This window comes from Guptibacillus spartinae (assembly GCF_028610625.1).
GTDB lineage: Bacteria > Bacillota > Bacilli > Bacillales > Guptibacillaceae > Guptibacillus > Guptibacillus spartinae.
Map to the genome: position 1 here is coordinate 385,367 of NZ_JAQQWU010000001.1, position 23,399 is coordinate 408,765.

The 23,399-nt window shown below is 40.4% G+C and carries 31 protein-coding genes; 22 read left to right on the forward strand and 9 right to left on the reverse strand.

Features of this window, described 5'->3' with window-relative positions:
- Nucleotides 1-76 precede the first annotated feature (76 nt).
- The 4 genes from coxB to PQ511_RS02080 are packed head-to-tail and all read left to right on the forward strand — an operon-like array spanning nt 77 to nt 3,930.
- Nucleotides 77-1,102, forward strand: a complete 1,026-nt coding sequence (gene coxB, locus PQ511_RS02065; protein WP_273850616.1) for a cytochrome c oxidase subunit II — start codon at nt 77-79, stop codon at nt 1,100-1,102.
- 26 nt (nt 1,103-1,128) lie between these two features.
- On the forward strand, nt 1,129-2,967 hold the full coding sequence (gene ctaD / locus PQ511_RS02070; RefSeq protein WP_273850285.1) for a cytochrome c oxidase subunit I: 1,839 nt from the start codon (nt 1,129-1,131) through the stop codon (nt 2,965-2,967).
- Complete coding sequence (locus PQ511_RS02075) at nt 2,964-3,581, forward strand: cytochrome c oxidase subunit 3 (RefSeq protein ID WP_273850286.1); 618 nt, start codon at nt 2,964-2,966, stop codon at nt 3,579-3,581. The genes ctaD and PQ511_RS02075 overlap by 4 nt, the downstream gene beginning before the upstream one ends.
- Nucleotides 3,582-3,585: 4 nt before the next feature.
- Nucleotides 3,586-3,930 (forward strand): cytochrome C oxidase subunit IV family protein, encoded by a 345-nt coding sequence (locus tag PQ511_RS02080; RefSeq protein ID WP_273850287.1) that lies wholly within the window; start codon nt 3,586-3,588, stop codon nt 3,928-3,930.
- A 75-nt stretch (nt 3,931-4,005) separates the two neighbouring features.
- Here PQ511_RS02080 and ytvI read toward each other — a convergent pair whose 3' ends face one another.
- Nucleotides 4,006-5,064, reverse strand: coding sequence for a sporulation integral membrane protein YtvI (gene ytvI, locus PQ511_RS02085; RefSeq protein WP_273850288.1), 1,059 nt, complete (start codon nt 5,062-5,064; stop codon nt 4,006-4,008).
- A 154-nt stretch (nt 5,065-5,218) separates the two neighbouring features.
- On the opposite strand from ytvI, the gene PQ511_RS02090 reads away from it, so the two are divergent.
- Nucleotides 5,219-5,566: an Asp23/Gls24 family envelope stress response protein gene (locus PQ511_RS02090; RefSeq protein WP_273850289.1), complete on the forward strand. Its 348-nt coding sequence runs from the start codon at nt 5,219-5,221 to the stop codon at nt 5,564-5,566.
- 37 nt (nt 5,567-5,603) lie between these two features.
- Here PQ511_RS02090 and safA read toward each other — a convergent pair whose 3' ends face one another.
- Nucleotides 5,604-6,233 (reverse strand): SafA/ExsA family spore coat assembly protein, encoded by a 630-nt coding sequence (gene safA / locus PQ511_RS02095; protein ID WP_273850290.1) that lies wholly within the window; start codon nt 6,231-6,233, stop codon nt 5,604-5,606.
- A 207-nt stretch (nt 6,234-6,440) separates the two neighbouring features.
- Between safA and PQ511_RS23690 the strand changes: the two genes are divergently transcribed.
- Both PQ511_RS23690 and PQ511_RS02110 read left to right on the forward strand, forming a co-directional pair.
- Nucleotides 6,441-7,172, forward strand: coding sequence for a YugN family protein (locus PQ511_RS23690; protein WP_411909160.1), 732 nt, complete (start codon nt 6,441-6,443; stop codon nt 7,170-7,172).
- 148 nt (nt 7,173-7,320) lie between these two features.
- Nucleotides 7,321-8,397, forward strand: a complete 1,077-nt coding sequence (locus PQ511_RS02110) for a CAP domain-containing protein (RefSeq protein WP_273850291.1) — start codon at nt 7,321-7,323, stop codon at nt 8,395-8,397.
- Here the strand turns inward: PQ511_RS02110 and PQ511_RS02115 are convergent.
- Nucleotides 8,384-8,875: a PaaI family thioesterase gene (locus tag PQ511_RS02115; protein WP_273850292.1), complete on the reverse strand. Its 492-nt coding sequence runs from the start codon at nt 8,873-8,875 to the stop codon at nt 8,384-8,386. The two genes, PQ511_RS02110 and PQ511_RS02115, sit on opposite strands and share 14 nt — an antisense overlap.
- Before the next feature lie 148 nt (nt 8,876-9,023).
- Between PQ511_RS02115 and ylbD the strand changes: the two genes are divergently transcribed.
- The 3 genes from ylbD to PQ511_RS02130 are packed head-to-tail and all read left to right on the forward strand — an operon-like array spanning nt 9,024 to nt 10,111.
- Nucleotides 9,024-9,410, forward strand: coding sequence for a spore coat protein YlbD (ylbD, locus tag PQ511_RS02120; protein ID WP_273850293.1), 387 nt, complete (start codon nt 9,024-9,026; stop codon nt 9,408-9,410).
- A gap of 11 nt (nt 9,411-9,421) precedes the next feature.
- On the forward strand, nt 9,422-9,655 hold the full coding sequence (locus PQ511_RS02125) for a YlbE-like family protein (RefSeq protein ID WP_273850295.1): 234 nt from the start codon (nt 9,422-9,424) through the stop codon (nt 9,653-9,655).
- A 57-nt stretch (nt 9,656-9,712) separates the two neighbouring features.
- Nucleotides 9,713-10,111, forward strand: coding sequence for a hypothetical protein (locus PQ511_RS02130; protein ID WP_273850296.1), 399 nt, complete (start codon nt 9,713-9,715; stop codon nt 10,109-10,111).
- Between the two features lie 21 nt (nt 10,112-10,132).
- On the opposite strand, the gene PQ511_RS02135 is transcribed toward PQ511_RS02130, so the two are convergent.
- A complete protein-coding gene (locus PQ511_RS02135) occupies nt 10,133-10,933 on the reverse strand; it encodes an ATP-grasp domain-containing protein (RefSeq protein WP_273850297.1) in 801 nt (266 codons plus the stop codon).
- A gap of 168 nt (nt 10,934-11,101) precedes the next feature.
- Between PQ511_RS02135 and PQ511_RS02140 the strand changes: the two genes are divergently transcribed.
- A complete protein-coding gene (locus PQ511_RS02140) occupies nt 11,102-11,542 on the forward strand; it encodes a YlbF/YmcA family competence regulator (RefSeq protein ID WP_273850298.1) in 441 nt (146 codons plus the stop codon).
- Nucleotides 11,543-11,564: 22 nt separating this feature from the next.
- On the opposite strand, the gene PQ511_RS02145 is transcribed toward PQ511_RS02140, so the two are convergent.
- Nucleotides 11,565-11,885 carry a hypothetical protein gene (locus PQ511_RS02145; protein ID WP_273850299.1) on the reverse strand — a complete coding sequence of 107 codons (321 nt, stop codon included), beginning with the start codon at nt 11,883-11,885 and terminating at the stop codon, nt 11,565-11,567.
- Nucleotides 11,886-11,999: 114 nt separating this feature from the next.
- Between PQ511_RS02145 and PQ511_RS02150 the strand changes: the two genes are divergently transcribed.
- Nucleotides 12,000-12,275 (forward strand): YlbG family protein, encoded by a 276-nt coding sequence (locus PQ511_RS02150; protein ID WP_098443273.1) that lies wholly within the window; start codon nt 12,000-12,002, stop codon nt 12,273-12,275.
- 116 nt (nt 12,276-12,391) lie between these two features.
- On the forward strand, nt 12,392-13,621 hold the full coding sequence (locus PQ511_RS02155) for an MFS transporter (RefSeq protein ID WP_273850301.1): 1,230 nt from the start codon (nt 12,392-12,394) through the stop codon (nt 13,619-13,621).
- Nucleotides 13,622-13,663: 42 nt separating this feature from the next.
- Here PQ511_RS02155 and PQ511_RS02160 read toward each other — a convergent pair whose 3' ends face one another.
- On the reverse strand, nt 13,664-14,050 hold the full coding sequence (locus PQ511_RS02160) for a DUF7147 family protein (RefSeq protein WP_273850302.1): 387 nt from the start codon (nt 14,048-14,050) through the stop codon (nt 13,664-13,666).
- A gap of 113 nt (nt 14,051-14,163) precedes the next feature.
- On the opposite strand from PQ511_RS02160, the gene PQ511_RS02165 reads away from it, so the two are divergent.
- The 3 genes from PQ511_RS02165 to coaD all read left to right on the forward strand — a co-directional run bounded on the left by PQ511_RS02165 (nt 14,164) and on the right by coaD (nt 15,823).
- Nucleotides 14,164-14,481, forward strand: coding sequence for a hypothetical protein (locus PQ511_RS02165; protein WP_273850303.1), 318 nt, complete (start codon nt 14,164-14,166; stop codon nt 14,479-14,481).
- A gap of 266 nt (nt 14,482-14,747) precedes the next feature.
- Nucleotides 14,748-15,326 (forward strand): 16S rRNA (guanine(966)-N(2))-methyltransferase RsmD, encoded by a 579-nt coding sequence (gene rsmD, locus PQ511_RS02170; protein WP_420541647.1) that lies wholly within the window; start codon nt 14,748-14,750, stop codon nt 15,324-15,326.
- 2 nt (nt 15,327-15,328) lie between these two features.
- On the forward strand, nt 15,329-15,823 hold the full coding sequence (coaD, locus tag PQ511_RS02175; RefSeq protein WP_273850305.1) for a pantetheine-phosphate adenylyltransferase: 495 nt from the start codon (nt 15,329-15,331) through the stop codon (nt 15,821-15,823).
- Here the strand turns inward: coaD and ylbJ are convergent.
- The gene (ylbJ, locus tag PQ511_RS02180) at nt 15,820-17,046 is read right to left on the reverse strand and encodes a sporulation integral membrane protein YlbJ (RefSeq protein WP_273850306.1); all 1,227 of its coding nucleotides are present in this window, start codon (nt 17,044-17,046) and stop codon (nt 15,820-15,822) included. The genes coaD and ylbJ overlap by 4 nt on opposite strands.
- A 134-nt stretch (nt 17,047-17,180) precedes the next feature.
- Here ylbJ and PQ511_RS02185 point away from each other — a divergent pair, with 134 nt between their 5' ends.
- Together PQ511_RS02185 and PQ511_RS02190 are read left to right on the forward strand one after the other, a co-directional pair.
- On the forward strand, nt 17,181-17,969 hold the full coding sequence (locus PQ511_RS02185; protein ID WP_226658383.1) for a patatin-like phospholipase family protein: 789 nt from the start codon (nt 17,181-17,183) through the stop codon (nt 17,967-17,969).
- On the forward strand, nt 17,966-18,994 hold the full coding sequence (locus PQ511_RS02190) for a SepM family pheromone-processing serine protease (protein ID WP_273850307.1): 1,029 nt from the start codon (nt 17,966-17,968) through the stop codon (nt 18,992-18,994). Before PQ511_RS02185 ends, PQ511_RS02190 begins: the two co-directional genes overlap by 4 nt.
- 35 nt (nt 18,995-19,029) lie before the next feature.
- Here PQ511_RS02190 and PQ511_RS02195 read toward each other — a convergent pair whose 3' ends face one another.
- A complete protein-coding gene (locus tag PQ511_RS02195) occupies nt 19,030-20,241 on the reverse strand; it encodes a nucleotidyltransferase (RefSeq protein ID WP_273850308.1) in 1,212 nt (403 codons plus the stop codon).
- A 185-nt stretch (nt 20,242-20,426) separates the two neighbouring features.
- Between PQ511_RS02195 and PQ511_RS02200 the strand changes: the two genes are divergently transcribed.
- From PQ511_RS02200 to PQ511_RS02215, 4 genes are all read left to right on the forward strand, one after another.
- On the forward strand, nt 20,427-20,963 hold the full coding sequence (locus PQ511_RS02200) for a YceD family protein (protein WP_273850309.1): 537 nt from the start codon (nt 20,427-20,429) through the stop codon (nt 20,961-20,963).
- 46 nt (nt 20,964-21,009) lie between these two features.
- On the forward strand, nt 21,010-21,183 hold the full coding sequence (gene rpmF, locus PQ511_RS02205; RefSeq protein WP_098443283.1) for a 50S ribosomal protein L32: 174 nt from the start codon (nt 21,010-21,012) through the stop codon (nt 21,181-21,183).
- A gap of 82 nt (nt 21,184-21,265) precedes the next feature.
- Complete coding sequence (locus PQ511_RS02210) at nt 21,266-22,024, forward strand: enoyl-CoA hydratase/isomerase family protein (protein WP_273850310.1); 759 nt, start codon at nt 21,266-21,268, stop codon at nt 22,022-22,024.
- A gap of 175 nt (nt 22,025-22,199) precedes the next feature.
- On the forward strand, nt 22,200-22,760 hold the full coding sequence (locus tag PQ511_RS02215) for an RsfA family transcriptional regulator (RefSeq protein ID WP_273850311.1): 561 nt from the start codon (nt 22,200-22,202) through the stop codon (nt 22,758-22,760).
- Between the two features lie 25 nt (nt 22,761-22,785).
- Here the strand turns inward: PQ511_RS02215 and PQ511_RS02220 are convergent, their stop codons facing one another.
- Nucleotides 22,786-23,259 carry an N-acetyltransferase gene (locus PQ511_RS02220; protein ID WP_159782287.1) on the reverse strand — a complete coding sequence of 158 codons (474 nt, stop codon included), beginning with the start codon at nt 23,257-23,259 and terminating at the stop codon, nt 22,786-22,788.
- Nucleotides 23,260-23,399: the final 140 nt, after the last annotated feature.

Sequence of the window (23,399 nt, forward strand, 5' to 3'; positions counted from 1 at the left end):
GTAGGGATGCCCTCCTTGTCTTCCTATAACTCAATTTTGAGTAAAAGCTATTATGAAAGTGAGGTTTAAGGTGCAAATGAAACGTTGGAGAAATGTTTGGCGTTTTTTACCACTGCTATCGGTAATTGCGTTAGCGCTTACGGGTTGCGGGAACGAACAGCTAACAGCTATGCTCCCTAAGGGAGAAGGGGCTGAAATGCAATTTAATCTCATGATGTTAAGCCTTTACATCATGATCGGGGTTTTCGTTGTAGTAGCACTCATTTATACAGTTGTGCTTGTTCGTTTTAGACGACGTGGTGAAAGCGACAATGAAATTCCAGAGCAAACGGAAGGAAACGTAGTTCTTGAGATTCTGTGGACAGTTGTCCCGATTATTCTTCTTTTGATCCTTGCTGTACCTACCGTTATGACGACGTTCGCATTGGATGAAGGGACTGAAAAAGTACCTAAAGATGCAACCGTTATCAAGGTAACCGCACACCAATACTGGTGGGAATTTGAATATCCAGATCTTGAAGTGAAAACTTCTCAAGATTTACATATTCCAACCGGGGAGAGAGTTTATTTTGAACTCGTTTCAAAAGACGTGACGCATTCATTTTGGGTACCAACTCTAGGTGGGAAAATGGATACGAACACAGCTACAGAGAACAAAATGTGGCTAAATGCTCAGGAACCTGGTACATATTATGGTAAATGTGCTGAGCTATGTGGGCCATCACACGCATTGATGGACTTTAAAGTAATCGCTCAAGAAAAAGAAGACTTTGAAGCATGGGCAAAAAGCATGAAAGAAGCTGGATCACAAGCAGCTTCTGACCAAGCAGCTCAAGGGGAAGAAATCTTCGCAAACAGCTGTATTGGATGTCACGCTGTAGGTAGTGAAGGCGGTAACACTGGTCCAAACTTAACGAACTTTGGAGATCGCGAAAGAGTTGCTGGTGTTCTGGATCACACAGACAAGAACATTAAAAACTGGATCAGCAATCCATCAGAATTCAAACCAGGTAATAACATGCCTGCATTTGGTGACCAGTTAAATGATGAAGAGCTTGATGCTTTAGTAGTTTATTTACAAGGACTAAAAGTTGAAGAATAGTCATCGGAAATAAGGAGGTTTCATTCGTGTCAGCACATGCTTATAAAAAGAAAAATCCTGTATGGGATTGGCTTACTACCGTTGACCATAAGAAGATCGGGATTCTCTATCTCGCTTCCGGTGCTTTCTTCTTTCTAATCGGTGGTTTAGAAGCAATCTTACTGCGGGTGCAGTTGCTTTACCCGGAATTTGATTTCGTCGGAGCTGAAACATTTAATCAGCTACTTACGATGCACGGGACGACAATGATTTTCTTGGCAGCCATGCCGCTTATATTTGGGTTTATGAATGCCATTGTTCCGCTCCAAATTGGGGCACGAGATGTAGCATTCCCATTTGTGAATTCACTAGGTTTTTGGTTATTTACAGCAGGCGGGATTCTACTCAATCTTGGTTGGTTCCTCGGTGGCGCTCCGGATGCAGGTTGGACCGGATATGCTCCACTATCAACAACTAGTCCAGGGAACGGGGTTGACTTTTATGTTCTTGGACTACAGATTTCAGGTATTGGAACGTTAATTGGGGGAATTAACTTCCTAGTTACGATCATTAACATGCGAGCACCAGGTATGACATTTATGCGGATGCCTCTGTTCACATGGTCAAGTTTTATTACATCTGGTCTTATTCTTTTCGCTTTCCCTGCACTAACAATTGGTCTTGCGCTTCTTATGTTTGATCGTTTGTTTGGTTCTCAGTTCTTTGCAGCTGAAGCCGGTGGGAATCCAATTATCTATGAACATCTTTTCTGGATCTTCGGGCACCCGGAAGTTTACATTCTTGTACTTCCCGCTTTCGGAATGTTCTCAGAAATCATTGCAACGTTTGCACGAAAGCGCCTATTCGGTTATTCTGCAATGGTTTTCGCAACAGCGCTCATTGGTTTCTTAGGTTTCATGGTATGGGTTCACCATATGTTTACGGTTGGACTTGGACCAATTGCAAACTCCATCTTTGCGGTGGCAACGATGTTAATTGCTGTGCCTACTGGGGTAAAGATCTTTAACTGGCTTTTCACTATGTGGGGAGGAAAGGTAAGTTTCCCAACAGCTAACCTTTTCGCTGTAGGATTTATTCCTTCATTCGTACTTGGTGGGATGACAGGGGTCATGCTAAGTGTGCCACCTGCTGACTATCAATACCATGACAGTTATTTCGTAGTTGCTCACTTCCACTACGTTATCGTTGGCGGGGTTGTGTTTGGTCTCTTTGCTGGTATGTATTACTGGTGGCCAAAAATTTTCGGAACGGTTCTAAACGAATTTCTTGGAAAGCTTCATTTCTGGTTATTCTTTATTGGCTTCCACCTTACATTCTTCCCGATGCACTTCTTAGGTCTTATGGGAATGCCGCGTCGAGTGTATACGTATCTTTCTGGTCAAAGTCTTGACGAGGCAAACTTTGCAGCAACAATGGGAGCCTTTCTAATGGGTCTTGCAACAATCATAATGGTTTGGAACATCATCCAAACTTCCGTTAAAGGGAAAAAAGCTGGAAACGATCCGTGGGATGGTCGTACGCTTGAATGGGCGATTTCATCTCCTGCTCCAGAATATAACTTTGCTCAAACGCCACTTGTTCGTGGACTTGATGCATGGTGGTTAGAAAAACGTGCAGGTAATACACAAATGGTTGCAGCTGAACCTTTGGATGATATTCATATGCCTGACTCATCTATTTTACCTGTCCTATTATCACTAGGATTATTTACTGCAGCACTTTCTGCCATTTATTCAAATTGGGTGCTTGCAATTGGAGGGCTCGCTCTTGCAGCTCTATCAATGATTTTACGTTCAGTTATTGATTACCATGGATATCATATCCATAAAGAAGACCTGCCTGCTGAAGGGAGGGAAGACAAATGAAATCGAACGAAGCAATGACTAAGTTGCCTGCCAATCCGGAACGGGCTACGCTAGAAGGTAAAAATAAATTTCTAGGTTTCTGGTTCTTCCTTGGAGGCGAAACCGTGCTTTTCGCCTCGCTATTTGGGGTATACTTAGGATTAAGAAATGCAACAAACGGTGGAGTTACAGCAAATGAACTATTTGAACTTCCACTTGTCTTTATTGCTACAATGTTGCTTTTAACAAGTAGTTTAACATCCGTATTTGCAACAATGGCTCTTAAAACAAATCATTTTAAGCGTATGATTGGTTGGTTTGTGGTGACTGGACTTCTAGGACTTGGGTTTCTTGGACTAGAGATTTATGAGTTTAACCACTATGTACATGAATATGGTCATACCATTAAAAGTAGCGCATGGGGATCTGCTTTCTACACGCTAGTAGGAACTCACGGAGCTCACGTATTTATGGGGATTTCCTGGATTACGCTTTTGATTATTCGTAATTTAAGAAGAGGAATGGATCTCTATACGGCACCTAAATTTTATCTCTTTGCGCTTTACTGGCACTTTATCGATGTTGTATGGATTTTCATCTTTACAGTCGTTTACCTAATGGGAAAGGTGGGTTAATTAAATGGCACATCATGAAGGTCACGATACACTGTCAGAGCACGACCAAAGTCATCTCGACATTCATCACAAGATTGCTCATGAAAAGGAATTTAAGCAACAAATTGTTTCCTTTGCCATGATGATTTTCCTAACGATGATTGCGTTCGTTGCGGTAGCTAGCGATGCGATCTCAGATGCTTTCACCGTTGTTTTCATCATGATTCTGGCTGGTATCCAACTGGTATTCCAACTTTATATGTTCATGCACTTAAGTCACAAAGGGCATCAGTATCCTGCTTGGGGAATATTCTTCGGAGTATTCGTCGCTGGGACTTGTGTCGTCGCGTTAATGGGCATGATTTGGTAATTTACTTAGAAGCTGTTCACATTGAACAGCTTCTTTTTTGAACAAGAAAAAGCGCAGCAAACGCTGCGCTTTTGATTAAACTTTGAAATTAATTTTTATTAGCCCCGCTTCTCTTGCTGAATTAAAGGCAATGAGAAGAATCGGTCCAATAATAAAGCCCATAATACCAAGAAGTTTTAAGCCAATATACATTGAAATTAGCGTAGACAAAGGAGAAAGTCCAATGTGTCGACCCATTACTTTTGGTTCAACTGTTCTACGAATAACAAGCAGTACGACGGCTAGGATCGCCATTTGACTTCCTGTTGCAATGTCGCCTGTTAGGAGATAATAAATGGCCCAGGGACCAAGAATAACAATAGAACCGATGATTGGTATGAAGTCGATAACCCATATAATAAAAGCCATTAAAAGGGCCACTTTTGGTGTAATGAATAACAAGCCAATTAAACTAACAACAAAAATAATGATACTTACAAGAAACTGGGCTTTAAAAAAACCAAAAATCACGTAAGACAAACGACTCGTCATAAATTGTACTTTCTCTGCCGTTTGTTCAGATAAATAAGAATAAGATTTCTTCTTAAGTCTTGGTAAGTCCATTAAAAATAAGAAGAGGGCAATTAAGTAAACGAGAATACTGACTAAGTAATTTGGGATACCTGTCACAATGATGGTAATGATTTTCAGATAATCAATGCTGCTGATTGTATTCTTCGTATTTTCGAGGAATCGATCAACTTGATTGGTGAATTCCTGAACAAATTCAGGTGGGAAACTTTTTGATACGGCTTCCATATTCGATTCCATGCTATCCCACATCTGAGTAATATTTTGTATGTACAGTGGGGAGTTTTCGACTAACGCTATTCCTTCGGTAATAACCTTTGTTATGAGAAAATAGCCTAATAATGCAATGAGGATAACAAATAAGGTGAACACAATAATAACTGGAAAATACCGCTTCAGCTTCGTATTCTTTTGAATCAGTTTAACAGCTGGATCTAGGGCAAGAGCACTGAGAAACGCGAGAATAAGAGGTATAGAGACGGGTAAGATCCAGAAAGCAAGCACTGCTAAAAGCGCAATGACCAATAAAATAAGTAAGAATCGTTTTGTGAGGAACTTCGGCAATCTTGTTCTCCTTTCTAAGTCAAACCATCTTTCTCTATTATAGTACGGACTTATACGCTTTACCAGTAGAGAGAAATGAATTATTTGACGAATAATTCATTTTCTCTCACTCATATAGTAGTAAAAGAGAAGGCTAGAGGGGGGAAGGAACATCATGAGAAAGTCACTACATCAAGGAAGCCTGACCATCTCAGAAAGCGTGATCGATTTCATTTTAGAAGTTGCGATCAAGGAAACAGAAGGCGTGCATTTAGTAAAAAAAACGCTGAGAAAGATGGTTGGAAAAGGAAAGCGTTCCTCTTTTCAGTATGATAATATTCATGAAGATGGCGGATTAGCGTTAAAGGTAGAAATAGCGATTGACTTTGGCGAGATTATCCCATATACCTGTTTTGTCCTACAGGAGAGAATCAAAAATGATGTTGAAAAAATGACTGGATTACAAGTCGACGAGGTTAACGTAGTTGTTTCAAGCTTATCTATACAAGCAGATGAAGAATAGAAAACTCCCTCCATAGGTGGAGGGAGTTTTCTATTCCTTACTTTGAAATGAACATTTGTGTCCAATAATGTCCGTATGAACCACCATTGACGTATCCTACGCCAATCTGAGTATACCCGGGATTTAAAATGTTTTTTCGATGCCCTTCACTATTCATCCACGCCTTTACCACTTCTTCAGGAGTAGCTTGTCCGGCAGCGATGTTTTCGCCAGCGCTTCTATAGGACACGCCAAAATCTTTAAGCATGGAAAATGGAGAACCGTAAGTTGGAGATTGATGAGAGAAATAATTTTTATCTCTCATATCAGCTGACTTATATCTGGCTACTCTGGCAACTTGCCAATTCCAGGTTAAAGGCGAGAGACCATTTTTCGCACGTTCTTTATTCGTTAAATCCATTACTTGTTTTCCGACATCTTTTGATTTTTCGATTGAGGGATTAGCCGTCGGCACGTTTACTTGATCTCCAGGATAAATCAGGTCTGGATTTTCAAATTGTGGATTTGCACTAATTATTTCGGTAAGACCAATTTTATAGCGTTTTGAAATTTTCCATAAAGTATCTCCAGATCTCACGGTATATGTAGTTTGACCATGTGCTACATCTGGAATAAATAGCGTCGTTACGAGCAGAAATACGAGTAAAAATGGGATTGTTTTTTTCAAATGATCATCTCCTTTCAATCGTAGTTTGACCAGAAGAAAAAATAATAATCGTCCTTGAAATAACTTCGTTTGACATCGCTTCCTTTGGACATGCTAAAAAAGGAGTAATAAAGGGTATTAAACCAAGTAAACATTGCAACTACAGTGCACGTTATACTATTATTAAAGAGTGAACATGTTGTGAATTACAAAGGAGGCAAACGAATTATGAAATTTGATAAAACTGGTCTTGAATCGACGATCGTTCAATTTTCGATTCTTGATCACATCATGCATGAAAACGGTTTAGTTCTTGCTGGACAGTGGGATTATGAACGTGTTACATACGATTATAAATTTGAGGATATGACGAATGGAGATGTCTACTACCTTCGAGTACCTGGTGTAGCAATTGAAGGCATGGTTGAATCTTCGTATGCCGTTATCAAACTAGGCAAGCCTTATCTTGGAAAGCACTACTACCCTCATGGCGTAGAGTATGATGAAGAGTTCCCAGAAACAATTCTAAACACGTGCTATAAGAAATTGGAAATCCTTCGTGACCAACTAGGTTCAGCGCTCCAAAGAAGCATGGTTTCAGTTGGAGATTTGGCACAACATGTGACTCCTGCAAAACCTTCAGATAGTGTAGCAGAAGCAGCTGCTATTATGAAGAAGGAAAATGTTACAATCGTTCCCGTCTGTGACGGTGAAAACCTTGTAGGAATTGTAACGGATCGTGCCATAGCTGTTGGCGGATTTGCAGATAATCAGGCAGGAATGACAAAAGTAGAAGAACTCGTAGAAAAACCATCAATGACCCTTTCACCCGATATGAAACCAGAACAAGCTGCCGATCTCATGAATGAGTCGCGCCTGACTGAAGTAATTGTATTAGATGGAGAGCGCTTTGTCGGCATTGTTTCTTACTTCCAATTAAAAGAAAAAATGAACGCATAAAAAGAAGAGCCGGGGAGCTCTTCTTTTTTTGTTGTTAGCAAGAAATACGCCAGATCACGTCTTGACTGAGACTTGAATCAGTGAAATCATTGCAGTTTTTACAAGGGATAAGGCATAATAGATACAACGAAATGGAGGCGACTGGAATATGAAAAATCTCATTCGGTTCGCTTTGTTGATTGTCGTAATCGTTATAGGAATAAACGTTTACGAGAAAATCGAATGGAGTCAAATTGGCTCAGAAGCAGAACGAATCATTAATGAAGAGAAATTCGTGTTAGAAGACACAATAAAAAGTTCAGAGAAGCAAGCCATTAAAAAAGATGAACCGTTGCCTGAATTAACAGGTGTTGAAAAGTGGGTTGGGCAAGGGGTTGAGACGATAGAATCCAATCTTGGTGAGCCTGACCGTATTGACCCAAGCTCATACGGTTATGATTGGTGGATTTATGAACAGTCCAATTCTGCCTATCTCCAAGTTGGAGTGGAAGACAATCGAGTGGTTACGATCTTTTTTATGGGAGATGTAGATGCCGGTGAACGATATCCAATGGGGGAACAGGCAGCAGCTGTTTTTACTGAAGAGAAACCACTTGAGCAAGTTCCAGTAAAAGTAGACACCTACGATTATCGTTTTCAGCTTACAAAAGAAGAACAGCAGCTCAAACCTTTAGTTTCCATCCATGACAACTTATATGCTCAGTATTATTTCGATAAATTTAATGGAAGTTTACGGGCAGTTCGAATTGCAGAGCCAGGTGTGCTGGTCAAACAAAGACCCTATGCTGTATCTTATCGTGGTGAATTGCTAGAGCCGGAGAAATTGTCAGGAGAAGAATGGCAGGACGTCCAGGCGGGAATGGAAAAGCAAATCTATGCCATGACAAATGTCCTTCGTAACCTTTCAGACAAGAAACCACTTGGTTATAACGATGAAGTGGCAAACGTGGCGTTAGGTCATAGTAAAGATATGGAAGAGAACAGTTATTTTTCGCATACATCTCCATCTGAAGGAGAGCTTTCTGACCGATTAAAACAAGGGGACGTGCTGTATAGTTATGCTGGAGAAAACATCGCAGCTAGATATCCTGATGCAGGGGCTGCGATGATTGGATGGTTAAACAGTAAAGGGCATCGTGAAGCGCTTCTCAACGAAGAATTCACTGAAATTGGAGTTGGCGTTTTCCGAGACTATTATACACAAAATTTTATTAAACCTTTCTAGGAATAACCATGAAATTACCGGTGGCTGTGGCAACAATGGTTTCATCATCACGATAAACGTTTGCTTTTACGACCCACCTAGTATCGCTTTTAAAAACGATATGAGAGCGGCATCTTAATTCATTCCCTTCGCCTTTAGATAAAAAGTGGATGTTCATCTCTGAAGTTACTGCTGCTTGATTAGATGGGAGCGATTGGTGAACGAGCGAGCCCATCGCAATATCGATTAAGGATGCCGTGATGCCACCATGTACCATTTTTAATGGATTATGAACGAGCTGCCTAACAGGAATGATGCTTTCGTATGTATCCTCATCGAGAAGTTTGCTCTTTATTCCCATAAATCCTGCCAAATAGGTTTTATAGTCATCTGTCTGCTTCTTTTTCACTCCTTCTAATAAGAATAGAAGAGATTGTTTTTCTTGTTCGCTTGCTTCTTCTAAAATATTGGAGAAAAGCTGATGTAGTTGAGTGTCCATAATAAGAATCAATCCTTTTCAAGAATTACCTGCCATTCCAGTTTACCAGTAATGGTCGCATTCCCCAATAAATAGGCGCACAATTGTTAAAAGTCTAATTATGATGTAGTAAGACCATTAAGTTTTGATTGAAATGGAGGTGGCGAATTTGCCTGAAGCAAAGGAAAAAGGAAGTCAAAAAGTTCAGGAATTTAAAACATTCGTCAAAGCTCATCCTCACGTGTTGAAAAAAGTGAAGCAGAAGGAAAAAACGCTTCAAGAGTTGTTTGAGGAGTGGATGCTTTTTGGTGAAGAAGATTCAAGTTGGTATGAGGAAGATGATCAGGAAGAAGAACGTGAAGTTCCAAGTGAAAAAGGTATTGGGAGTATGCTCGGTGCCATTAAACAAATGAACTTTGAAGAGGTTCAAAAAGGCATTGAGCAATTTAGCGGCGCTGTTTATTCCATTCAAGAAGTGTTATCACAATTTCGTTCTAAACCAAAGCCTCCTCCATACAACCAGTCTCATTCACCTTTTCCGTTTCGACATGACTAGGAGGGCTTGCGATGCGTGAGGAAGTACAGGAGTTTTTAGCCAATCGTCAAGATCTTGTGATATTTCTAAGGAATCAGCCTGTTTGGTATCGAAGGTTAAGTAGAGAACCGTATGCCTTAAAAGAGTTTGAAGAAGCGTCAAAAACGTTTTACGGCCAAACTTTTCCTCAGAAAGTAGACCGTTTTCAGAACCAACTCAATATGGTGAATATGATGCTTGCTTTAATGACCCAATTAAAAAATTAGGGTCTTTTTTTATTATTCTTTTCTCTCATGGGCACACTTAAGAAAGAAGGAGTGTGGATGAGTATGTTTGTAAAACGCGGAGGAAAGCACTTAATTGTTTTGCTCGTAATGATTAGCTGCTGTGTTCCAGTAGTTGGGTTCAGTCAAGCGCTGCAAGAGAATGTCTCAGCAAAAGAAAGCACAGAGCCGGTCGTTTTAAACCATCGTGTAAAAGGCGCTAATGTTTTTATAGAGTGCTTGATTCCAAATTTTTCATTTGATGAAAGCAATCAAACCAAAGAGTATCATGGATACTTAGATGTTTATCTAGATGGTGAGAAGTATCAAACGGTTGAACGGGCTGCATTTGTTTTACGAAATTTACCTGAAGGAAAGCACTCCATACGTCTTGATATTATGAGAGAAGATGGAGGAAGGTATCTGTCACTAAAGGAAATGAATGTGGAAATAAAATAAGCCTCTTTTGGAGGCTATCGGTTAGGATATTTGTTTAAATGGCGTTGGCGGAACGAGTGGTGGAAATTGTTCTTGAATATAGGTGTAAATCAATTTCTCCACTTGAATTCCTTGCTGAATGAGAGCCTGGTTTCTAAATAGACAATTAAATTCAAGAAAGTAATATTTGCCGTTTGAGTAAACAACGTCAAAACCAGCATGATTAATGCCAAGCGCTTTGGCAGTCTGATCCACTAACTGAAGCGCTTCTTCAGGTATGTTATGAAAAGAAAGTTTCCCACCCTGTGCGACATTATTTAGAAACGACTCGCCTCCAACACGCCAGTAGGCGGACACGACTTTATTACCTACATAGACCACGCGAAGATCTTTCTCAATCGGTAAGTATTCTTGCACATAGAGAACCTCATTGCGCTCCGCATAAGAGCGGAAATCTTCCTCAGTCCGGATTAGAAAAACCCCATTCCCCATTGAGCTTCTCACTTCTTTAGCTACAAAAGGAAAAGGGAACGTGTTTAGAATGCGTTCAATGGACTCGTTGGATCTTCCAGCTATTTCGGTATAAGGCATAAGATCTGGCGAAAGCGACCAAAATGCTCTCGTCATTTCCACTTTATCAAAGCCGAGTTGAATGGATTGGATTGAAGGGAAAATCTTTTTATTTAACCCATAGACTAGAGAATTCACTTGCCACTTTTCGGGGAATAGAAGCATATCTGCTTCTCTAATCAGATGGATATCCTTAAACATATGATCGGGTTTAACATAAGACACGCCAGTCATACCAAGAGTTCGAAATGGATTGAACGTAATAAGTTTCACAGTTTTCTTTGTCTTCCTTTCTTAGATGAAAACATATAAATCTAGAAAATTATAGAGCTGATTACATAAAAAGTCAATAACCAAATCGTGGGTATTCACTTTACTACTATAGTAGAGGACTGGTCAGGGGGTTCCTAAAAGTGGTAAGATAAGGGTGGAGGTGTAAGTATGATTGCTACTCTAGATAGTGTAATGATTTTAGATCAGGCTGAAGAGCTTGGATTTTTGATAAAAGATTCAGAAGTCGCTCATGAATATCATGAGGCAAAGAAGCAGTTATCGAAAAATCGGGAGGCGCAGCGTTTAATTAAACGCTTTACGGAAATGAAAGAACTTTATGATGAAGTTCAACGTTTCGGCCGTTATCATCCGGACTTTATGACGATTACTGTGAAAGTACGTGAAGCGAAGCGGGATATGGACCTTCACGAAGCCGTAGCAGCATTTAAGAAAGCAGAAACGGAGCTCGAGGGGCTACTTGTAGAGGTTAGTTCCCTTTTAGCTGGTGAAGTTTCTCCTTCTATTAAAGTTCCATCAGGCAATCCTTTCTTTGATAACCAATCTTGCGGAGGTGGCTGCGGCTCAGGCGGCAGCTGCGGATGTGGATAACCAGAGCACTTGCTCTGGTTTTTCAATTTCGAAAGCGAATGCAATCGGGACAAAGGTTCCCGCAACAAAACATTTTTTCTTGAGGAACTAAAAAGCGGACGCGGTAGACGAGGAGCTGCTCTTCTTCACGAACGAAGGAATATTCCATTCGTAGTTGTTTCCCTCTCATGCTTCTAGCAGCTTCCAATTTAATTAACATTTCAATCTCAGCTTTTCTGATATTCGAATTTACTGTAAGATAGAGAAAGGGAATACCAGTGATCGTTTTTTTTGAAACAGTATTCACATAAGTTGAAGTGGCCAGTCGATTTAGAAATGGATTCCATATCTCATCAAGGTTCATTTTTAGAGCATCCTTTCTTAAAGACGGTCTACTCATATCGTAACGGAAACATTAGTAAATGACCATCACTCTGTTTAAGAGCCGATGGAGTTTATAGTAAAGGGGAAACGCACCATGTTTGTAGAACGAGTTGGCCTGGCAGTTTATATTCAGTCACTTAAGCACGCCAAACAGCTAAGAAGGTTTGGGAATGTTCACTACGTTTCCTCAAAACAAAAATATGTCGTGATTTATATTAATCTCGATCAATTAGAAACCACGAAAGAGCGTCTGAATTCTCTTCACTTTGTAAAGCGAGTAGAGCCTTCAAAGCGTCCAGAGGTGCAGACTGAATATCAAAATGCTAAGCCTGATAAAGCCAAACAGTATGATTACAAAATGGGTCTCTAAAAAGCCAATCCTTAAAGGAGGCTTTTTTTTATGTTTATGTTACATAAGTAGAGCCAAAATGGTTGATTATTTCGGTAACCGAAGTATATAATGGTCGAATTAAAGGAAGTGACATAATGGAAAATTGGAAACGAAATGTTTGGATTTTGTTTGGTAGTCAATTTTTAGTCCTTGGTGCCATGACCATGATTATGCCCTTTCTGCCTTTATATGTGCAAGAACTAGGTGTAGAAGGAGAAAGTCAAATTAGCCTCTGGTCAGGCGTTATTTTCGGTGCGAACTTTTTAACCGCTTTTTTATTTTCACCATTCTGGGGACGTATGGCAGATCGACATGGACGAAAGCTGATGCTCCTTCGTTCTGGCTTCGGTATGGCAATCGTAATTATTTTAACCGGATTTGCCACAGGTCCCTGGTCTTTACTTGGTTTACGTTTGCTTAATGGAGTAGTATCAGGATTCATTCCTGCTGCGATTGCTCTCGTAGCAACGAATACACCAAAAGAGCATGTTGGTTACGCCCTAGGAACGCTCAATTCAGGGGCGGTTGCTGGTGCAATTTGTGGTCCTTTATTCGGAGGATTAATGGCAGAAACGTTAGGGTTTCGCATGATATTCAATATCACTGGAGTTGTCATTTTACTTGCAGGTTTTGTTGTCTTATTTTTAGTGAAAGAAGAGACAAAACCAGAACCATCTGCGAAAAAAGAGAAAAGCAATGCTGTAAAAGATTTTAAAAAAGTAACGGTTCACTCTCCGATGGTATCTTTAATGCTCGTTGGTTTTCTTGTCCAGTTTGCGCTTTTAGGTATGAATCCACTCATTCCACTTTTTGTGCAACAGCTGACAACTGGTTCGAATGTGGCTTTATTTGCAGGGATTGCTGCTTCTGTTATGGGGGTTGCTAATATGCTGGCTTCTCCTAAACTAGGAAAAGTGGGAGATCGAAAAGGGTCTCATCACGTTCTCTATTATTCGTTAATAGGCGCTGCGATTTTTTCAATACCACAGGCGTTTGTTCAAGAACTCTGGCAACTCATCGCCCTTCGCTTTTTGTTAGGGTTATGTATCGGCGGTTTACTGCCTTCAGTTAATTCGTTAGTTAAGACGCTATCGCCTGCTGGGATGGAAAGTAGAACATATAGTTTCTCAAATAGCGCCGTTTACTTAGGAAACCTACTTGGTCCCGTAACGGGAGGCGCAATTGTTGCAATGGTAGGGACAAGGGGGCTCTTCTTATTTGCTGGGATCATTTTGTTGATTAGCGTAGCTTATGTAAAAAGAAAAGTCCTCCCCATTCTTGATCGAAAACGTGCGGTTTACGAAGCGAAAGAAATCCCATCATAAAAAGCAGGAGCCGTTGGCTCCTGCTTTTTTCATAGTATTAACCTATTGGAGTGGTGGAATCAAATGATTTAACCGGAGTATCCCAATAATATAATTGAAGTAAAGATCTCCTTCATTAAATTCACTTGAAGGTTTTACCTCAATAGGGATAATCGGTGACTCGACCTCCTTACTTAAATCTTCAAAAAGTTGTAAGCGTTGTACGGAGGGCTCCTTTACAGGAATGCCTTCTCGACATATGTAGAGAGGTTGAAGATTTCCTTCCCCAGCTGGTTTTAAAACGACCACTGGTGACACAACTTCCCGATCATTTTTGACTGTCTTAAGTACAAGCAAACGATGGAGCCGATGAGAATTCGTTCTCGCGAGTTCGACTAATTCATATATATCAGAATAGCCTTCACCAAGCTCAATAAAGCGTTGAATCATAAGGTTGTTCTCCTTTCATTTAAAACAGAAATCCTATCATAATGTAGCATGAATTCTTTCTAATGGAAAGGATGAAGCGTTTGCATTAAAATGAAAAGAAAGGAGGTTCTTCGATGGTCTCGATTCTTCTTCTGGTAGGTTTAGTAGGCGGGTTGCTTTTTCTATACTGGAAAGGAAGACATGCTAAAGAGGAAACCATGGATAAAAAGCTAATACAGGGCTTGATAATTGCTGATATTTTAGCAGCGCTTGTGCTACATGGTATCATCACGGCAGCAGAGGCTGAAATGCTTTCTGGGCAATCACTTTCAGAGGTAGAGGATTATTTGTTTAGTACTACAGATATTACCGAAGGAGCATTTGGAGATTGGATCCATCATGACTGGGGCGGCGTTCCGGTAATTGACGGGCATGACCTTGATTTAGGATAAAAAAACAGAAACCTTCCGAATAAAAAAACCCGCAGGAAATCCTGCGGGTGCCTTAAGCTTTGAAGCTAAGGCAAATGGGAGAGGAGAAACCGGAGGAAGAACTTATGGGGAAACGTAAGTCTTCTTCCGCGGTTGGCAACATCGTTCTAAACGATGCTACTACGTTTAGTATCGCCATCCCAAAATGGTTTATACATGGATTTTAGCTTTCCACTTTTTTGTGGTAGGATAAGTAGGAATATGGAAACGATAAGGTTGTGAGAGAGATGCGCATTATTGCAGGAGAATGTAAAGGAAGGCAAATAAAGCCCGTTCCAGGGACTTCCACAAGACCAACAACAGATAAAGTAAGAGAATCGATTTATAACATCATTGGGCCCTTTTTTGAAGGGGGTTTAGCTCTTGATCTTTACGGAGGGAGTGGCGCATTAGGGATTGAAGCGTTAAGTCGTGGGATTGAAAAGTGTGTGTTTGTTGATCGAGAAAGCAAGGCAATTGAAACGATCAAATGGAATCTTGAACAAACAAAATACACCGAATCCGCTGAGGTCTTTCGTAATGATTCCAAACGTGCCCTAAAAGCGCTTCAAAAGCGAGAGATTCATTTTTCGCTAGTGTTGCTAGATCCTCCTTATCATAAAGAGCAAATTCTACATGATCTTGAGAAACTAACGGCTTATCAGTTATTAGAGGACAAAGCAACCATCGTAGTTGAACACAAAAAAGAAGTACAGCTCCCAGAATCATATGCCGGATTACGAATGATTCGTGAAGAAACGTATAGCGGGAAAACAACGATATCCATTTATACATATGAACAGATGCAGGTTGAGAAGGAGGAATAGTCATGGCAAAAATTGCAGTATGTCCAGGCAGCTTTGATCCAGTGACGTTTGGTCACCTGGATATTATTAAACGAGGTGCCAGAGTTTTTGATGATATTAAAGTAGTCGTACTCAATAACCAGAGTAAGTCCACGTTATTTTCAGTTGAAGAACGCGTATCGTTGTTAAAAGAAGCCACAAAAGATATTCCAAACGTTACCGTAGATTCACATCATGGATTATTAATCGAATATGCTAAAAAAGTGGAAGCTTCCACGATTTTACGCGGATTGCGTGCGGTGTCCGACTTTGAATATGAGATGAAAATTGCTTCCATTAACCGAAAGCTAGAAGATGAAATTGAAACCTTCTTTATGATGACGAATAATCAGTACTCCTTTTTAAGCTCAAGTATTGTAAAAGAAATAGCGAAATACCACGCACCTGTCTCAGATCTGGTTCCTGAGATCGTTGAAAGTGCGCTTAAACAAAAATATGCAGAATCCCCGTTAAGTTAACGGGGGTCTTTTTCTACTTTGCCTGTGCGGTAAGCAACAAGAATAATAAAGGTAAGTAAGGAAAAGAGGGTGATCCAGGATCCCGTTTGTGTAAAAAAGGAATAAACGTGTTCGATAAAGGATGGAGCATCTTCTCGATTTAATACAGGAAGTGATCCATTATCCGTGGATAAATAATTCAAATAGACCGGCTTCCATAGTGCAAGTGTTAGAAATGCGGCGAAAAACCCATGAAGCAATCTAGCCATAAAAAATGGTTTAAACCGAATATCGGTGTCCGCGAGTATGCTTGCTACTTGTGCTTGGACGGAAAAACCGTTGAAAGCAAGAATGAAGCTTGTCACGATAGCTTGAGCAAGTAAAGTAGTAGAGCTTTCACTTGCTAGGCGACTTCCTAACGTAATTTCAAACATACCTGATAGTAGTGGGATGTCTAACTCTGGTGAGAGTTGAAACAATAATAGAATGGATCTTAGGGCTGTTGCAAGTATAGCTGCAAGCCCAATGACGCCCAGTAGCTCATTTAAAACAGAAAATAGAATGATGAATCCACCTACCATTAATAACGTTTTAATCGAAGAATGAACGGCATCACCCATCATTTTTCCGAAAGGACGACGCTCCATAAGCCTTGTTTCATGTAGCGCTGAAAAGGCACGTCCGAGTCTTGACTGATTGAAGTCTCTCTCATCTATTGCATGGTCGGATTCAGGGTGGTGGAAGCGCATCACTAAACCAACCATTATATTACCAGCATAATGAGCGATTGCGAGAATAACACCTAGTGCGGGATTATGGAAGAATCCGACTGCGACTGCTCCAAAAATAAAGAGGGGGTTAGAGCAGTTCGTAAACGAGACGAGACGTTCTCCCTCTATGGCAGAGATGTCGTGATTTTGTCGAAGATGAGCAGTATACTTCGCACCGGCTGGAAAGCCTGATGCAATGCCCATGGCAAACACAAAAGCCCCTGCACCTGGTACTCGGAATAGAGGTCTCATCAATGGCTCTAGTAAAATCCCAATGAATCGAACCACGCCTATACCAATTAAGATTTCAGAAATGATAAAAAAGGGTAATAAAGATGGGAAGACAATGTTCCACCACATGGATAAACCGCTTTTTGATGCCTCTAGTGTATGAGCTGGGAATAAGATGACGGCGAGAGCAACGAATGTGACGGACGTTGCAAGCATTATTGTTTTTGCTACTTGAACGTTCATAGTTGCTGCCCTCCTACTTTTTGAGTCAAACGTTAATGAAAAGATTCTCTAACCTGTCCGATAATTAAAATATACGTATGTGAGGCACAATTAGACCATATGATTAAGCAGGTATAGACAGGGAGGCGTTCTTTATGAACCGTCCGAAGATTGGATTAGCTCTAGGATCAGGAGGAGCTAGAGGATTCGCACATTTAGGCGTTCTGAAGGTCCTGCTCCAAGAAAAAATCCCCATTGATTTCATCGCCGGAAGTAGCATGGGATCGTTAGTCGGTGCGATATATGGATCAGGACATGATGTAGCGACTATGGAAAAAATGGCATCGCTTTTTCGGAGAAAGTATTATTTAGACTTTACTGTGCCAAAGATGGGGTTTATTGCAGGGAACAAAGTGAGAAGTTTGATTGAAACATTAACTCATGGAAAAAAGATTGAGGATATGGATCCCCCGCTTGCGATCGTAGCAACAGATATCATTAAAGGAGAAAAGGTCGTTTTTCGAACCGGATCGGTTGCGCAAGCGGTTAGAGCAAGTATAGCCATACCGGGAATATTGGTTCCTGAAAAGATTGGAGACCGCCTTTTAGTCGATGGGGGTGTAATTGATCGCGTGCCCGTTTCAGTTGCAAGGGAGATGGGGGCCGATCTTGTAATTGCAGTTGACGTTTCGAATGTAAAAAAAGAACCAGATGTGACCTCCATTATCGACGTCATAATGCAAAGTATTGATATTATGCAAAACGAAATGGTACGTCTCCACGAGATTAATGCGGATGTTATGATCAAACCAGGTTTGGAATCCTTTCAATCACGAGCTTTTACAAACGTACTGGATATTATTAAAATCGGAGAGGAAGAAGCCTATCGCCACCTTGAGCAAATTCATCAAGTGGTGAAGGTGTGGAAGGAGAAAAACAAATGAATCGAAGCACCAAGAAATTCACCTATGTGTGGGCAATTATCCTCGTTTTGGTGGCTGCCTTTACCTTTATTGACTTGCCTTATTATGTCACTACACCTGGGGAAGCGAGAGTATTAGATGAAGTCATTAATGTAGATGGTGGTTCACAAGATGGTGGTGACTTTATGCTAACCACCGTTCGAGTAGGTGAAGCGAATGTGATCCAATACATTTGGGCACAATTCAACGAATACCATGAGTTAATCAATGAAGATTTAATCAAGCGTGAAGGCGAGTCAGACGAAGAATATCATCAAAGACAGTTGGATGTAATGGCTAACTCACAAACGAGTGCTACGATTGTAGCCTATCAGGCAGCTAATAAAGAGATAACCATTACGAAAAACGGTGTGCTGGTTACTGGCATCATTGAAGGAATGCCAGCTGATGGGAAATTACAAGTAGGTGATTTGATTGTGAAGGTTGATGGAGAAAAGATTGAAGAAACAGAGCAACTTCTTGATCTACTTGGCGCTTTTGAAAAGGAAGATAAAGTTCAATTGACGATCAAGAGAGATGATAAAGAAAAAGAAATTGAGCTTGGTTTTTCGGAGTTTCCAGAGGCTTACAATACAGAGGATGGAAAAGTAGGCGTTGGCATTACCGGTCCTGTCACAGCAACTACCATCAAGACGGACCCTTCGATTAAAATTAACACGGACGAAATTGGAGGGCCATCAGCAGGATTAATGTTTACTCTAGAAATCTATAATCAACTAACGGAAGAAGATTGGACAAAAGGGTATGAAATCGCTGGAACGGGTACCATTAATGAAAAAGGTGAAGTGGGACCAATTGGTGGCATAAAGCAAAAGATTGTAGCCGCAGATGGATCTGGAGCAGAAATTTTCTTTGCACCAGTAGCGCATTCCAACTATGATGATGCGTTAGAAGCGGCAAAAGATATTGAAACTGACATGAAGGTTGTTCCAGTTGAGACGTTTGATGATGCACGTGAATATTTAAACCAGTTGAAACAAAAGTAAAAGAAAGCAGCCTGGCGATAACCGCCAGGCTGCTTTCACTTCATTATTGGTACAGATTTGTACTCTTTTTGTAGAAAACTTTCTTGATGTTGCCCGTGGTAGCCAAGTGCATACACGAGACTTGCCCGTCTTTCAATCGTTAGAAAGGGATGCTCATACTGATTAATATTGGAGACGAGGGGAACAGAGAGAGAACCTTTTTTTTGGTTAAGAAACGCGCGACCTGCTTTCGTCATGCCAAGAATGCGAATGTATGGTGCTTCCCCTTGAAGTGAGGGTTTCATTTCCTCCTTTGTTGTCTGTGTAAGGATATGAAGAGCAAAGCGTTGAATTCTTGTCCATGTATAGCGCTTCGTTTTGACAAGTTCCATAAATGATTGAAAGGTTGGCGCTTTTTTCGCCATTGCGCTAAGTCGATTTTCAAGCCCTTCTTCCGCTTCATAGATTGAAGCAAGATCTCGACTATTTGTCGTAAGAAGTTTATACCTGAGCAGGTGATAAAGCTTATGCCAGCCGTGAAACATGTTATATGTATGGTGATAGTGATGTAACGCTTCATAAGTTGGGGCGGGAATATAATTGTTTACTTGATCAAGAGAATGGCCTTTTAACAGTTCCGCTCGAATACTTGTTGCACTCGCAATTTTCGTATCAACAAATTCTTTATCATGATAGCCCGCCTTGGTTCGTAAAATGGTAAATGGTTCTATGTGAGAATGAAGATCTTGAATTGCTTTAACATAGTGATACCCAAGTATGTTATTAGGTTGAGAAAGATCAAGAACGTTTTCATGCCCCTCTAGCGTTTCAAAAGCAAGCGATGACGCTTTCGGATAGCTATACCCTTTGCCCATATAGTACTTAATTCGTTCGTCATACCCCTTTTGATGATGATGTATAAATGAGGTTGTTTTTTTGAATTCTTCGATCTCACCAGATTCACTTCCAAAACAAACGGTATCCACGCCAAGTGAGGTTAAGAGAGAGAGGGCCCCTTTTGCAAAAATTTCCGCTTTTTGGGTAGCATATACGTAAGGAAGTTCAATCACAAGATCCACGCCATTGTTAAGCGCCATTTTTGTACGCGTCCATTTATCAACGAGAGCCGGTTCTCCGCGTTGAAGGAAAGAGCCGCTCATAACGGCTACAACGACTTCTGCATTAGTGGCTTTCTTTGATTCTTGGAGATGGTAGAGATGACCATTGTGAAAAGGATTGTATTCCACAACTAAGCCAGCAGATTTCATACAGTTACTCCTTCCGATTCAAACGGATTGGACATCCATTTTTATTAGTTGAATTCAAGGTTTTTTCTCTGGTATGATTAACATTATACCAAGATTACCAATGAAACAACTGGTGTAAAGAAAAAATATTGACATTTGCTTGATTTGTAGCTATAATACTTTTGTTGCCTTGAGGTGATACACAGATGAAATGGTCAATTGAACAATTGAAGTCCTATAAATTAAAAGGCCTTACAATTGACGAAGAAGTGAATGTAGAGGAACTGAAGCAACGTAATGCTGACATTCGTGAGATTACGCCAGTTCATGTTACCGGTGAAACATCGTTTCATGGTAATAAGGTTACCTTTCATCTTACAGTGAAAGGCAAAATGGTTCTACCATGTGCCAATACACTTGAAGATGTTGATTTTCCGTTCGTACTTCGCCCAATGGAGACATTTGTGCTTGAAGCAAACACAAGTGGCGTTGATTTTGAGGTGGAAGATGAAGAAATTCATCAAGTTTCGGGAAATACGGTTGACTTAGTTCCGTATATTAAGGAAAATATACTTTTGGAGATTCCGATTCGCGTAGTGAAATATAGCTCTGAATCGGAAGAAATGCCAAAAAAATCGGGTAATGGTTGGGAAGTGATTACGAAGGAACAGCCGAAAGAAAAGGTTGATCCTCGTATGGCCGGTTTAGCTGATTTTTTCAATAAGGAAAATGAAGATAACTAGATCAAAATTTCCGTAAGACTGTTAACTTTTTAAGGAGGTGGAAACAATGGCAGTACCAGCTAGAAGAACTTCTAAAACGCGTAAAAACAAGCGTCGTACTCATTATAAATTAGAAGTACCAGGAATGGTAAAATGCCCTAATTGCGGCGAATACAAACTTTCTCACCGTGTTTGTAAAGAGTGTGGAAATTACAAAGGTGAAAACGTAGTAAGCAAGTAATCTTGCGAAACAGAGAGAGTAATCTCTCTGTTTTTTTTACGTGTTAAATTGTTTGACTTTTCGGAATAAGGGGTGAAGTAAAATGACGAGTGTAATCGTTACGCGACGGAATCAAGCTGCCATCATCACCATTTATCGGCCAAAACAAAGGAATGCGATTAATTATGAGGTAATGGATCAGTTGTCACAAGCAATTGAAACGGCTGAAGCAGACGAAGGGATCAACTATATTGTCCTCACTGGTAGCGGGGATAAAGTATTTTGTAGTGGCGGAGATGTAAAAGCATTTCAAGAACTTCAGACAGAAGATCAGGCTTATCCAATGCTACGTAAAATGGGCGATGTCCTTGATCGATTGTTTTTCTGCAAAAAACCGACTGTAGCGCTTTTGAATGGTCACGCAGTGGGTGGTGGGCTCGAGCTTGCGATGGCATGCGACTTTCGTGTGGCTCGAGCTAATATACAAGTGGGGTTTATCCAAGGCTCAATCGGACTAACAACAGGGTGGGGAGGCTCAACGTATGCTTTAACAAGAATGAATCAATCGGAAGCGTTAACGATGCTAATGAGTGCTGATCGTTATTCAAGCGAAGAAGCACTCAAGAACGGTTGCCTGACTTATGTCACTCATGACGACCAATGGGAAGAAAGTGCTTATCTTTACATAGAAAATCTTTTAAAGCGGGCTCCTCTCATTCTCTCAGCTTATAAAAATTATTGGCTAAATAGTCTCGATTGTCATTCGATTCGTCTTCGAGTTGAAGAAGAAATTAAAAGCTGTGCATGCTTATGGGCGACTGATGAACATCATCGTGCAGTAGAGGCATTTTTAAACCGGTGATCGTTTGAAAAAACGGGAGCAGGTTTAGCTGTTTTTCCTGTTTTCTAGCAAGAAGAGAAGGTCATTCCTTCCACTGGCAGGATATTAGAAGCTCAATTCTTTCTAAAATAGAAGAGTCTACTATATCTAGTAAATGCATATGATGACTGTAAAACAGTTATTGGGGGGATTGTGAGTGGTACCGATTCGCCAGGATGCTTGGTCGAAAGATGAAGATGTATTATTAGCTGAGGTTGTGTTACGTCATATTAGAGACTCAAGTACACAGCTAGCAGCATTTGAAGAGGTGGGAAAGACGCTGTCTCGAACGCCTGCTGCCTGTGGGTTTCGATGGAATTCGCTTATTCGGAAACAGTATGAGGCGGCGATTGCATTAGCAAAGAAACAGCGGAAAGAACAAAAGAAACAGCAGGTAACAAAACCAGGTTCTGTTGAAGAAGATCGGAGTATTGATTTAATCGATGAAGCGATTAGCCTGTTAATCACCTCGAAAAGCTATCTTTCTGAATCAAATAAGAGTGAAGCATCGCTACAAGAAGCGCTTGCTGAAAACCTTATGCTAAAACAAAATCTTCATCAACTAGAAAAAGAGTACCTCACTGTACAGGAAGATTATCAATCCCTATTAGAGATTATGGAAAAGGCGAGGAAAATGGTAATCTTTCAAGAAGAAGATGCGGGTAGTTTGCGATTTCAAATGGATGCGAATGGTAACTTAGAAAAAATAAAGAAATAGGAGCTCTTAAGCTCCTATTTCTTCGTTACTCCTGTTCAGTTACCCCTTCTGGATACCATACATAAGGATTTTCGCCGCGATCACGTTCGGGTTGATAGGTAACTGCTTCGAAACCCATCTTTTCCCAGAATTCACCAGAACCTTGTCTTGCGTTCGTTTTTACAGGCAAATTAAAGGTCTTAGCAAAATTCACAAGCGTGGATCCATAATCACGATTATGGTATTGCGGAAGGACTTCAAGTTTCCAAAGTTCAAGATAATCCTGTGGAGGATCAAAATAGCGATCGTATTTGCCATCGATACGATACAAACTCATTCTAGCAACGAGCTTATCCCCATAGTAAATACCGTAGAATGGCGATTCACTATCATTCTCAATGATGTTGTCTTGAAGATCCTCCATCATGGAAAGTTCTTGAATGCCAAACTCTTTAAACTTCTTAAACTCTTCCAGAGTTTTGTAATTAATGACAAGTGGACGAACTGTTAAATCTACCATAGCGGCCCCCTCCAAACATGCTTCTTATACTCTAAGATGATTAGAAGTAAAAACTTCTTCCTCTTTATTATAACCGAAAACACGAAACTTTTCTTCATTTCAAAAAACAAAGTATAAAAGGAATAATTTGAATATTTGTT

Bases quoted from the DNA above. Each gene is read 5' to 3' on its own strand.
- coxB (WP_273850616.1), top strand. From the start codon at position 77: ATGAAACGTTGGAGAAATGTTTGGCGTTTTTTACCACTGCTATCGGTA.
- PQ511_RS02075 (WP_273850286.1), top strand. From the start codon at position 2,964: ATGAAATCGAACGAAGCAATGACTAAGTTGCCTGCCAATCCGGAACGG.
- PQ511_RS02080 (WP_273850287.1), top strand. From the start codon at position 3,586: ATGGCACATCATGAAGGTCACGATACACTGTCAGAGCACGACCAAAGT.
- PQ511_RS02090 (WP_273850289.1), top strand. From the start codon at position 5,219: ATGAGAAAGTCACTACATCAAGGAAGCCTGACCATCTCAGAAAGCGTG.
- PQ511_RS23690 (WP_411909160.1), top strand. From the start codon at position 6,441: ATGAAATTTGATAAAACTGGTCTTGAATCGACGATCGTTCAATTTTCG.
- PQ511_RS02110 (WP_273850291.1), top strand. From the start codon at position 7,321: ATGAAAAATCTCATTCGGTTCGCTTTGTTGATTGTCGTAATCGTTATA.
- PQ511_RS02115 (WP_273850292.1), bottom strand. From the start codon at position 8,875: ATGGACACTCAACTACATCAGCTTTTCTCCAATATTTTAGAAGAAGCA.
- PQ511_RS02125 (WP_273850295.1), top strand. From the start codon at position 9,422: ATGCGTGAGGAAGTACAGGAGTTTTTAGCCAATCGTCAAGATCTTGTG.
- PQ511_RS02130 (WP_273850296.1), top strand. From the start codon at position 9,713: ATGAGTATGTTTGTAAAACGCGGAGGAAAGCACTTAATTGTTTTGCTC.
- PQ511_RS02140 (WP_273850298.1), top strand. From the start codon at position 11,102: ATGATTGCTACTCTAGATAGTGTAATGATTTTAGATCAGGCTGAAGAG.
- PQ511_RS02145 (WP_273850299.1), bottom strand. From the start codon at position 11,885: ATGAACCTTGATGAGATATGGAATCCATTTCTAAATCGACTGGCCACT.
- PQ511_RS02150 (WP_098443273.1), top strand. From the start codon at position 12,000: ATGTTTGTAGAACGAGTTGGCCTGGCAGTTTATATTCAGTCACTTAAG.
- PQ511_RS02155 (WP_273850301.1), top strand. From the start codon at position 12,392: ATGGAAAATTGGAAACGAAATGTTTGGATTTTGTTTGGTAGTCAATTT.
- PQ511_RS02160 (WP_273850302.1), bottom strand. From the start codon at position 14,050: ATGATTCAACGCTTTATTGAGCTTGGTGAAGGCTATTCTGATATATAT.
- PQ511_RS02165 (WP_273850303.1), top strand. From the start codon at position 14,164: ATGGTCTCGATTCTTCTTCTGGTAGGTTTAGTAGGCGGGTTGCTTTTT.
- rsmD (WP_420541647.1), top strand. From the start codon at position 14,748: ATGCGCATTATTGCAGGAGAATGTAAAGGAAGGCAAATAAAGCCCGTT.
- coaD (WP_273850305.1), top strand. From the start codon at position 15,329: ATGGCAAAAATTGCAGTATGTCCAGGCAGCTTTGATCCAGTGACGTTT.
- ylbJ (WP_273850306.1), bottom strand. From the start codon at position 17,046: ATGAACGTTCAAGTAGCAAAAACAATAATGCTTGCAACGTCCGTCACA.
- PQ511_RS02185 (WP_226658383.1), top strand. From the start codon at position 17,181: ATGAACCGTCCGAAGATTGGATTAGCTCTAGGATCAGGAGGAGCTAGA.
- PQ511_RS02190 (WP_273850307.1), top strand. From the start codon at position 17,966: ATGAATCGAAGCACCAAGAAATTCACCTATGTGTGGGCAATTATCCTC.
- PQ511_RS02195 (WP_273850308.1), bottom strand. From the start codon at position 20,241: ATGAAATCTGCTGGCTTAGTTGTGGAATACAATCCTTTTCACAATGGT.
- PQ511_RS02200 (WP_273850309.1), top strand. From the start codon at position 20,427: ATGAAATGGTCAATTGAACAATTGAAGTCCTATAAATTAAAAGGCCTT.
- rpmF (WP_098443283.1), top strand. From the start codon at position 21,010: ATGGCAGTACCAGCTAGAAGAACTTCTAAAACGCGTAAAAACAAGCGT.
- PQ511_RS02210 (WP_273850310.1), top strand. From the start codon at position 21,266: ATGACGAGTGTAATCGTTACGCGACGGAATCAAGCTGCCATCATCACC.
- PQ511_RS02220 (WP_159782287.1), bottom strand. From the start codon at position 23,259: ATGGTAGATTTAACAGTTCGTCCACTTGTCATTAATTACAAAACTCTG.